Annotated in this window: 2 protein-coding genes; both read right to left on the reverse strand. The window is 74.9% G+C overall.

The features are described 5' to 3' along the window. A partial coding sequence (locus tag ABT048_RS41120; protein ID WP_350526771.1) for a non-ribosomal peptide synthetase occupies positions 1 to 4,214 on the reverse strand: 4,214 nt, incomplete at its 3' end. Then, positions 4,211 to 11,413: amino acid adenylation domain-containing protein (locus ABT048_RS41125; RefSeq protein ID WP_502894140.1), on the reverse strand; the 7,203-nt coding region annotated here is incomplete at its 5' end. The genes ABT048_RS41125 and ABT048_RS41120, both read right to left, overlap by 4 nt.

Genomic DNA, 11,413 nt, shown 5'->3' on the forward strand with positions numbered 1-11,413 from the left:
TGGAAGAGCGGGTGCCGGGCGAGCGAGCGCTCCGGGTTGACCGCCTCGACCAGCCGCTCGAACGGCAGGTCCTGGTGCGCGTACGCCTCCAGGTCGGCCGCCCGCACCCGCTCGATCAGCTCCACGAACGTCGGATCGCCCGACACGTCCGTCCGCAGCACCAGCGTGTTGACGAAGAACCCGACCAGATCGTCCAGCGCATCGTCGGTCCGACCCGCGATCGGCGTACCCAGCGGGATGTCCTCCCCCGCCCCCAGCCGGCTCAGCAGCGCCGCGAGCGCCGCCTGCAGCACCATGAACAGGCTGGCCCGCTGCTCGCGCGCGACCCGGGCGAGGCTCTGGTGGAGTTCCGGGGTGAGCTCGAAGGTGACGGTGTCGCCCCGGTGGGTGGCGTGAGCCGGCCGCGGCCGGTCGTACGGCAGCACCAGCTCCTCCGGCAGGCCGGACAACGCCTTCTGCCAGTAGGCGAGTTGGTGGTGGATGGGCCCCTCGCCGGCGGCCGTGTCGTCGGAGCCCAGCAACTCACGCTGCCAGAGGCTGTAGTCGGCGTACTGCACCGGCAGCGCCGGCCAGGCCGGGGCCTCCCCGGCGACGCGCGCCGCGTACGCGGTGGTCAGGTCGCGGGCGAGCGGCGCGCGGGACCAGGCGTCGGTGGCGACGTGGTGGGTGAGCAGCAGCAGGACGTGCTCCTCGGCGTCGAGCTCGAAGAGCCAGACCCGCAGGGGGGTGTCCGTGGTGAGGTCGAAGGTGTGGCCGGCGGCGGTCAGCAGGGCCTCGTCCAGCCCGGCCTCGTCGGTGCGCACGACGGTGAGGTCCACGGGGCGGTCGGCGCCGAGGACGATCTGGTGCGGGCCTTCGGCGTCCTCGGCGAGGACGGTCCGCAGGCTCTCGTGGCGGGCGCTGAGGTCGGCGAGGGCCAGGCCCAGTGCCGTCCGGTCCAGGGCGCCGGAGAGTCGCAGGGCGACCGGCGAGTTGTAGGCCGCGCTGGGGCCCTCGAAGCGGTTGAGGAACCAGAGGCGCTGCTGGGCGTAGGACAGCGGGATCCGCTCCGGGCGCGGCACGGCGGCCGTGAGGGTGGGGCGGGCGCTGCCGTTGCCGGTGTCGAGGGCCCCGGAGAGGCCGGCCACCGTGGGGGTGTCGAAGAGCTGGCGGATGGCCATCTCGGCGCCGAGGGTGGAGCGGATGCGGCTGACCAGCCGGGTGGCGAGCAGGGAGTGCCCGCCGAGCTGGAAGAAGTCGTCGTCGATCGACACCGACTCCACGCCCAGGGTCTCCGCGAACAGACCGCACAGGATCTCCTCGCGCGGCGAACGCGGAGCCCGGCCGACGGAGTCCGCCCCGTACTCCGGCGCCGGCAGCGCACGACGGTCCAGCTTCCCGTTCGGCGTCAGCGGGAACGCGTCCAGCACGACGAACGCCGACGGCACCATGTACTCCGGCAGCCGGCCGGCCGCCAGCGCCCGCAGCTCGTCGGGCGTGACGGTGCGGCCGCCGGTGGCGGCGTAGGCGACCAGGCGCTTGTCGCCGGGCTGGTCCTCGCGCAGCAGGACGGCGGCCTGGGTGACGTGCTCGTGCGCGGCCAGCACGGCCTCGATCTCGCCGAGTTCGATGCGGTAGCCGCGCAGCTTGACCTGCCCGTCGCCGCGGCCGACGAACTCCAGGAGCCCGTCGTGGTTCCAGCGCAGGACGTCGCCGGTGCGGTACATCCGGGAGCCGGGCGGCCCGTACGGGTCGGCGACGAAGCGCTCGGAGGTGAGCCCGGCCCGGTGCCAGTAGCCGCGGGCGAGGCCCGTCCCGGCGATGTAGGCCTCGCCCGGGACGCCGGCGGGGACGGGGCGCAGCGCGCTGTCGAGGACGTAGACCCGGGTGTTCCAGAAGGGGCGGCCGACGGGCACCGGGCCGGTCGGCGAGGGGGCGCCGGCGGGGATGCGGTACTGGACGCTGTTGACTGTGGCCTCGGTGGCGCCGTAGACGTTCAGCACGTCGGCCTCGGGGCGGCGGGCCCGCCAGCGGTCGATGACCTCGCCGAGGAGGAGTTCGCCGCCGAGCATGACGAGCCGGCTCGGGGAGGCGTCCGCGGGCAGCGCCTCCAGCAGGGCGAGGACGCTGGGGGTGCCCTTGAGGAACGTGGGGGTGGGGCCCTCGGCGGCGGTCTCGTCGAGGTCGGCGACGCGGACCAGGCCGCCGGAGACGAGGGTCGTGTAGAGGGCGGTGACCGTGAGGTCGAAGGAGATCGGCGAGTGCAGCAGTGAGGTGCCGGTCATCGCCGGGTAGGCGTCGCGGGCCCACTGCAGGTAGGCGCCGAGGGAGCGGTGCTCGATCACGACGCCCTTGGGGCGGCCGGTGGAGCCCGAGGTGTAGATGACGTACGCCGGGTGCGCGGGCAGCAGGGCGCCGTGCCGCTCGGCGTCGGTGGGTGCGGTGGCGGGGCAGGCGGCGAGCTCGCCGGCCAGCGCGGGGTCGTCGAGCAGGAGGCGCGGGGTGCCGCTGTCGGGCAGGGCTGCGGTCAGCTCGCCGGTGGTGAGCAGCAGGGTGGGCCGGGTGTCGTCGAGCATGAACGCGATGCGCTCGGCCGGGTAGTCGGGGTCGACGGGCAGGTAGGCGGCCCCGGTCTTGAGGACGGCGAGGAGGGCGACGACCATGCCGGCGGTGCGGGGCAGGGCGATGGCGACGAACCGCTCGGGGGCGGCGCCGCGCGCGACGAGCAGGTGCGCCAGGCGGCTGGAGCGGGCGTCGAGTTCGGCGTAGTCGAGGGTGCCGTCCGGGCCGCTGACCGCGGGGGCGTGCGGGGTTCGGGCGGCCTGTGCCCGGAACAGGTCGAGGATCGTGGTGTCCTCGGGGACGTCGTGGGCGGTGTCGTTCCAGCGCAGCAGGGCCTCGTCGCGCTCGTCGTCGCCGAGCAGCGCCAGGCGGCCGACGGCCTGGTCCGGGTCGGCGATCAGGCCGTGCAGGACCCGGAGGAAGCGGTCGAGCACGCGCTGGGCGGTGGCCGCGTCGAAGACGTCGGGCCGGTAGTTGAGGCGGAAGCGCATGGTGTCGCGCGCGGAGGCGATCAGCAGCAGCGGGTAGTGGGTGGCCTCGCGGTTCTTGCCGGGGGCGAGGCTGATGGCGGCGCCGATGCCGGTGCCGGCGGTGCCGGTGCGGCTGACCGGGTAGTTCTGGAACACCATGGAGGTGTCGAAGAGTTCGCCGAGGCCGACGGCCCGCTGCACTTCGGCCAGTCCGAGGTGCTGGTGCGGGGTGAGCCGGGCCTGTTCGTCCTGGACGCGGGCGAGGAGTGCGGTGAGGGACTCGGCGGGCCGGATCCGGACCCTGGTGGGCAGGGTGTTGATGAAGAGCCCGACCATCCGCTCGACGCCGTCGAGCTCCGGGGGGCGGCCCGAGACGGTGGTGCCGAAGACGATGTCGTCGCGTCCGGTGTGGGTGCTCAGGGCGATCGCCCAGGCGGCCTGGACGACGGTGTTGAGGGTGAGGCCGCAGCTGCGGGCGATCTCCCCGAGTTCGGTGGTGTCCGCGCTGTCGAGGAGGGCCTGGACCTCGGCGCCGGCCACGGCGGCCCGGCCCGCGCCGGGGGCGACCTGGGTGGGCTCGGCGAGGTCGGCGTAGGCGTCGTGCCAGGCGGCGCGGGCGGCGTCCTTGTCCTGCCGCTCCAGCCAGGTGAGGTAGTCGCGGTAGGGGCGGACCGCCGGCAGGGCGGTGGGGTCGCCGTCGGTGTCGTAGAGGGCGAACAGCTCGCCCATGAGGACGGGCAGGGACCAGCCGTCCATCAGGAGGTGGTGGTTGGTCAGCACCAGGCGGTGGGTGTCGGCGCCGAGCCGCAGCAGGGTGAAGCGCAGCAGCGGGGGCCGGGCGACGTCGAAGCGGGTGGCGCGGTCGGCGGCGACCGCCGCGGCGGCGGCCGCGGCCCGCTCGTCCTCGGGCAGGCCGGTCAGGTCGGTCTCGGTCCAGGGCAGCCGGACCTCGCGCATGACGAGCTGGGCCCAGTCGCCGTTCTTGCGCTGGCGGAAGGCGACCCGCAGGTTGGCGTGGCGGGCGAGCAGCTTCTCGGCGGCGGCGCGCAGGGCGGCCGGGTCGAGGGCGCCCTCGATGTCGAAGGAGATCTGGACGACGTAGGGGTCGAGGCCGTCCTCGTCGTAGACGCTGTGGAAGAGCAGGCCCTCCTGGAGGGGGGCCAGCGACAGGATGTCCTCGATCTTCCGCGGGTTGCGACTCACTTCGTGGCCTCTTCGTCTTCAGGAGCGGTTACGTCGTCGGAGGCGGCGAACTCGTCGTCGCCGAACAGGTCGTCGAGCTCGTCCTCGAACGCCTCGATCTCGTCCTGGGTGATGGAGGAGAGGGAGACGTCGGAGGGGGTGAGTCCGCCTGCGAGGGGGTCGCGCGCGTGGGTGACGAGGGCTTCGAGCGCCTGGAACCAGAGCCCGGCCAGGTGCCGGACCGCGGTCTCGTCGAGGATCCCGTCGGCCCAGGTCCAGAAGGCGACCAGGCGTGGGCCGTCGGGGCCGTCCTCGGTGCGGGCGTTGAGTTCGAGGGGGTGCGCGAGGGGCAGGTGCGCGGGGTCTCCCGGGACGGCGTCGATGCCGCTCAGCGGGGTCCAGTCGGCGACCGGGCCGTCGCCGCCGGTGGCGAACCGCCCGAGGTAGTTGAAGGCGACCTGCGGTTCGGGCAGTCCGTCGAACCCGCTCGCGGTGGCGGGGTTGAGCCGGCGGACGAGCCCGTAGCCCATGCCCTTGTCCGGTACGGACCGGAGCTGTTCCTTGACGGCCTTGAGGGCGGTTCCCGCGGCCGGGCCGCCGGCGAGGGCGTCGGCGACGTCGGCGGGTCCGACGTTCAGGCGGACGGGGTACAGGTTGGTGAACCAGCCGACGGTGCGCGACAGGTCGGCGCCGTCCACGAGGTGTTCCTCGCGGCCGTGGCCCTCCAGGTCGAGCAGGAGTCCGGTGCCGTTGCGCCAGCGCGCCCAGGCCAGGGTGAAGGCGGTCAGCAGGACGTCGTTGACCTCGGCGTTGAACGCGGCGGGGACCCTGGTGAGGACGGCCTCGGTCACCTCGGGGGGCAGCACCGTCTCGATCCGGCCGGAGGTGCCGTGGGTGTCCCGGGCCGGGTCCAGGGCGCGGCGACCCAGCAGCGGGTCGGCGGTGCGCAGCACGTCCTGCCACCAGCCGGCGTCGGCCGCCCGGGCGGGCTTGGCGGCTTCCTCGGTGAGGCGCTGGGCCCAACGGCGCAGTGAGGTGCCGACGGCCTGGAGTTCCGGCTCCCGGCCGGCGGCGACGGCCTGGTGGGCCTCGGCGAGGTCGGGCAGCAGGATCCGCCAGGACACGCCGTCGACGACGAGGTGGTGGATGACGAGCAGCAGCAGCCCGGGGGTGTCGGGGCCGCGGTCGACCCAGACGACCTGGACGACGCGGCCGGCGGCCAGGTCGAGGCGGTCGCGGGCGGCTTCCCCCTCGGCGTGGACGAGCCGGATCAGCTCCGGCCCGTCGAGTCCGGTGGCGTCGGCCCGGTGGACCGCGGTCGCGGCGTCGACGGTGCCGGGGGCCGGGACCTCCAGGCGCCGGTCGGGGGCCGGGGAGAGCCGGGCCCGCAGGGCGTCGTGGTGGTCGAGCAGGGCCTGGACGGCGCGGGTCAGGTGGCCGGGGTCGAGGCGGGCGGGGGCCTGGAGGACGGCGGACATGGTGAACCCGTCCAGGTCGTCGCTGCGGGCCAGCAGCCAGTGCTTGATCGGGGTGAGCGGCACCTCGCCGAGGCCCGCGCCGGGTTCCTCGGCCGGCGTGCCCTCGGCTTCGGTGACGACGGTGGCGAGGGCGGCGACGGTCCGGTGCTCGAAGACGTCCCGTACGGAGAGTTCGAGTCCGGCCCGGCGGGCCCGGCCGACCAGCTGGATCGACATGATGCTGTCGCCGCCGAGGTCGAAGAACCCGTCGTCGATGCCGACCTCGCGGACGCCGAGGACGTCGGCGAACAGGGCGCACAGCGCCTTCTCGCGTTCGGTGCGCGGCCCTTCGCCGGCGCCGGCGGACTGCGCCTCGGGGACGGGCAGGGCGGCCCGGTCGAGCTTGCCGTTGGCGGTCAGCGGCAGTTCGGCCAGGACGGTGACGGTGGCGGGGACCATGTAGTGCGGCAGCTGCTGCGCGATGTGGGTGCGCAGGGTGCGGCCGAGGTCGGGGTCCGCGTCGGGTTGCGCGGGCACCACGTAGGCGACCAGGCGGACGGCGCCGGGGGTGTCCTCGCGGGTGAGGACGGCGGCCGTGTCGACGGCCGGGTGCTCGGCGAGGACGGCCTCGACCTCGCCGGGCTCCACCCGGAAGCCGCCGATCTTGATCTGGTGGTCGGAGCGGCCGAGGAACTCCAGTTCGCCGCCGGCGGGCCGGCGCACGACGTCGCCGGTGCGGTACATCAGCGAACCGGGCGGGCCGAACGGGGAGGCGACGAACCGTTCGGCGGTGCGGTCGGGCCGGCCGAGGTAGCCGCGGGCCATCTGGGAGCCGCCGATGTACAGCTCGCCGCGCACGCCCGGGGCGACCGGCTGCAGCCGCTCGTCCAGGACGTGGGCGGCGGCGTTCCAGATCGGTTCGCCGATGGAGGCCGAAGCGGGCCACTCGTCGGTGTCCTCGGGGAGGGTCGCCGAGGTGATGGCGGCGACCTCGGCGGGGCCGTAGACGTTGTGCGCCATGCGCCGCCGGCCGGTCCCGCAGAATGCCCGCAGTTCGCTGCTGAGCCGGAACTGCTCGCCGCCCTGGAAGAGGTCGGTGAGCGAGTCGAGCGGCTCGCCGCGGTCCGCGGCGGCGGCGAGGACGGCGTCGATGACGAGGGTGGGGGCGAAGAGTTCGTTGATGCCGTGCCGGGCGATCCAGGCGGCCAGTTCGCGGCCGTCGACGCGGACGTGCTCCTCGGGCAGGACGAGGGTCTTGCCGACGACGAGCGCCTGGAGGATCTCCTGGACGGCGAAGTCGAAGGAGACGGCGCAGAACTGGGCGGTGCGGGTGCCGACGCCGCCGCAGTAGGTGCCGGCGTGCCAGCCGAGCAGGTTCATCAGGGAGCCCATCGGCATGACGACCCCCTTCGGGGTGCCGGTGGAGCCCGAGGTGTAGACGACGTAGGCCGGGTGGCGCGGGTCGAGCGGGCGGACCCGGTCGGCGTCGGTCAGGTCGGTGTCGGCCTCGGCGGACACGGCCCGTTCGACGGCCGGGTCGTCCAGGACGACGTCCCGGGCGTGCGGCTCGCCCAGGAGCGGCCGGTGGGCCGTGTCGGTGAGGACCGCGGCGGGGCCGCAGTCGTCCAGGACGGCGCGCAGCCGCTGCTCGGGGGCCTTGGTGTCGAGGGTGAGGTAGGCCGCGCCGGTCTTGAGGACGGCCAGCAGCGAGACGATCATCTCGGCGGAGCGCGGCAGCGCGATCACCACGATCGACTCGCCGCCCACGCCGCGGGCCGCCAGGTGGCGGGCCAGCCGGTTGGCCCGGGCGTTGAGCTCCCCGTAGGAGAGGGTGCTCCGCTCGGAGATGACGGCGGTGGCCTCGGGCACGTCGGCGGCCTGCCGTTCGACCAGCTCGGGGACGAACTGCGGCGGCACCTCGTGCGCGGTGCGGTTCCACTCGCCGAGCTGCCGGGCCTCATCGGGTGTCAGGACGTCGAGCTGCCCGACGGGGCGGTGCGGGTCGGCGGCGGCGGAGCCGAGCAGCCGCAGGAGCCGTTCGGCGAAGGCTCCGGCCGTCGCCCGGTCGAAGATGTCGGCGTTGTACTCGACCGCGCCGTGCAGGCCGGTGGGCTCGCCGTCGGGGCCGTGGGTCTCGTCGAGGAAGAAGGCGAGGTCGAACTTGGCGCGGCCGGTCTCCGGGGCCTCCACGTCGACGGTGAGGCCCGGCAGGCGCAGGACGTCGATGGCCTCCTGGTTGTTGTCGAGGCCGAGCAGCACCTGGAAGAGCGGGTGGCGGGCGAGCGAGCGGACCGGGCTGAGCACCTCGACGAGCCGCTCGAACGGCAGGTCCTGGTGGGCGTACGCGCCGAGGTTGGTCTCCCGGACGCGGGCGACGAGGTCGGTGAACGCCGGGTCGCCGGAGGTGTCGGTGCGCAGGACGAGGGTGTTGACGAAGAAGCCGACCAGCTCCTCCAGGGCCGTGTCGGTCCGCCCGGCGATCGGGGTGCCGATCGGGACGTCCGTCCCGGCGCCGAGCCGGGTCAGCAGCCCGGCCAGTGCCGCCTGCAGCACCATGAAGAGGCTGGTGCGGGTCTCGCGGGCGAGGTCGGCGAGCGCCGCGTGCAGCTCCGCGGGCACCTCGAAGGGGACCCGGCCGCCGTGGTGGGACTGGCTCGGCGGGCGGGGCCGGTCGACGGGCAGTTCCAGCTGCTCGGGCAGGCCGGCCAGGGTCTGCTGCCAGTAGGCGAGTTGACGCGAGATCTCGCTGTCCGGGTCGTCCTCGGAGCCGAGGACCTCGCGCTGCCACAGGGTGTAGTCGGCGTACTGGACGGGCAGCGCCGGCCAGGCCGGTGCCTCCCCGGCGGCGCGGGCCGCGTAGGCCAGCGAGATGTCGCGGGCCAGCGGGCCCATGGACCAGCCGTCACCGGCGATGTGGTGGACCACCAGGGTCAGCACCTGCTCCCCGGTCTCGGTGGTGAACAGCCAGGCCCTGAGCGGGAGTTCGGCGCGCAGGTCGAAGGCGTGGGAGGCCGCGGCGCGCACCCGGGCGGCGAGTTCCCCGGCGCCGACCCGCTCCTCGGCGAGCCGGGGCGGCGTGTGCCCGGCAGGCAGGACGATCTGCCGGGCGCCGGCCGGGTCGTCCGCGAACACGGTCCGCAGGCTCTCGTGCCGGGCCACCACGTCGGCCAGGGCGTCGCGCAGCGCGGCACGGTCCAGGTCCCCGGTCAGCCGGAGGGTGACGGGGATGTTGTAGGTCGCGTCGGCGCCCTCCAGGTTGTGGAGGAACCAGAGCCGCTGCTGGGCGTAGGACAGCGGCAGCAGGCGCGGACGCTCGACGGGCGCCAACGGCCGACGGGCCCCGTCGGCGCGGGTGAACGCCTCGGCGAGGCCGGCGACCGTGGGGTTCTCGAAGAACGTGCGGATCGAGATCTCGGCGCCCAGGACGGACCGGACCCGGCTGAGCAGCCGGACGGCCGACAGCGAGTGGCCGCTGCGGTCGAAGAAGTCGTCGTCGATGCCGACGGACGGCACGCCGAGCACCTCGACGAACAGGGTGCACAGGATCTGCTCCAGCGGGCTGCGCGGGCCGCGGGACCGCGCGGGCAGCACGGCGGCGGCCGGTCCGGCCCCGGCCCGGTCGGCCCCCGGGGCCTCGGCGAGCCGCAGGTCGCCGTCGGCGGTCCAGCGGGCGGCGCGGTCGAGGCGGTACAGCCAGGCCGCGCCCGTCAGCGGGGAGGGCAGCAGGCGGTCCGGGTCGACGCCCGCCGTCCCGTCCGGCGCCGGGCCGTCGCCCGCGGCGTACAGCACGCCGGGGACGCCGGGCGGCACCGGCTGGAGGGCCTCGTCGAGGATCCAGGCGCGGGTGGGGGCCAGCGCGGCCGGGAGCCCGGCCCGGGACAGCGCCCCGGCCGCCTCGGGGCGGGCGGTGTCGCTCCACTGCGTCAGCACGGCGGCGCGCTCGCCCGCGTCGAGGAGGTCGGCGGCGGACAGCGGGCTGCCCGGCTCGGCGGCCACCGCGGCCAGCAGCCGCAGGAACCGCGCGCCGATCGCGCGGGCGGTGGCCTCGTCGAAGAGGCCGGTGCTGAACTCCAGGTCGGCGACGATGCCCGCGGGCCGGCCCTGCTCGTCGAAGCCCTCGGTCAGCTCGATGTTGAGGTCGAACTTGGTGTCCTCGATCGGCAGCCGCTCCAGCTCCACGGCGAGCCCGGGCAGCCGGGCAACCTCGGCGACGGTGGCCCGGGGGTCGGAGTTGTGCACGGTCAGGCAGACCTGGAACAGCGGGTGGCGGACCAGCGAGCGCTCGGGGTTGAGGGCCTCGACGAGCCGCTCGAACGGCAGGTCCTGGTGGGCGTACGCGCCGAGGTCGGCCTCCCGGACCCGGGCGACGAGGTCGGTGAACGCCGGGTCGCCGGAGGTGTCGGTGCGCAGCACGAGCGTGTTGGCGAAGAAACCGACCAGCTCCTCCAGGGCCGTGTCGGTCCGCCCGGCGATCGGGGTGCCGATCGGGACGTCCGTCCCGGCGCCGAGCCGGGTCAGCAGCCCGGCCAGCGCCGCCTGCAGCACCATGAACAGACTGGCCCGGGTCCGGCCGCTCAGCGCGTGCAGGTCCCGGTGCAGGGCGGCGGGCACCTGGAACGTGACCCGTCCGCCGCGGCTCGCGAGGTCCGCGGTCCGCGGCCGGTCCGCGGGCAGCGCCAGTTCCTCCGGCAGTCCGTCCAGGGTCCGCTGCCAGTAGGCGAGTTGACGCGAGATCTCGCTGCCCGGGTCGTCCTCCGAGCCGAGCGTCTCCCGCTGCCAGAGGCTGTAGTCGGCGTACTGGACGGGCAGCTCCCGCCAGGCCGGCGCCTCCCCGGCGGCGCGGGCCGTGTAGGCCAGCGACAGGTCGCGGGCCAGGGGCTGCAGGGACCAGCCGTCGCCGACGATGTGGTGCAGGAGCAGCAGCAGCACGTGCTCGTCCTCGGCGAGGGCGAACAGCGTGGCGCGCAGCGGGAGTTCGGCCGAGAGGTCGAAGCGGTGGCCCGCCCCGGCGGCGAGTTCGGCCGGCAGGCGGTCCTCGTCGGCCTCCCGGACGTCCAGCCCGACCGGGGCGTCGTACGGCGCCAGGATCCGCTGGGCGAAGCCCTCCTCGTCCTCGACGAAGAGGGTGCGCAGGCTCTCGTGGCGGGCGACGACGTCGGCCAGGGCCTCGCGCAGCGCCTGGACGTCCAGCGGACCGCGCAGCCGCAGGGCGCCGGGCGCGTTGTACGCGGTGCTGTCGCCGTCGAGCAGCTGGAGGAAGCGGAGCCGCTGCTGCGCGTAGGAGAGCGGGATCCGCTCCGGGCGCGGGACGGCGGCGGTGAGCGGGGCGCGGACACTGCCGTCCGCACGGTCGACGGCCTCCGACAGGCCGGCGACGGTGGGGGTGTCGAACAGCTGGCGGATCGGGAGTTCCACCGCGAGGAGACTGCGGATGCGGCTGACCAGCCGGGTCGCGAGCAGGGAGTGACCGCCGAAGCGGAAGAAGTCGTCGTCGATCGACACCGACTCCACACCCAGGGTCTGCGCGAACAGCCCGCACAGCACCTCCTCACGCGGCGACCGCGGGGACCGGCCCCCGGCCTGCTCCGGACCGTACTCCGGCGCCGGCAGCGCACGACGATCCAGCTTCCCGTTCACCGTCAACGGCAACGCATCCAGCACCACGAACGCGGAAGGGACCATGTACTCCGGCAACCGACTCGCCACGAACTCCCGCAGCCCATCCGGGTCCTGTGCGCCGGTGCCGACGACATACGCCACCAG

The sequence above is a fragment of the Kitasatospora sp. NPDC096140 genome (genome assembly GCF_040303045.1).
GTDB lineage: Bacteria > Actinomycetota > Actinomycetes > Streptomycetales > Streptomycetaceae > Kitasatospora.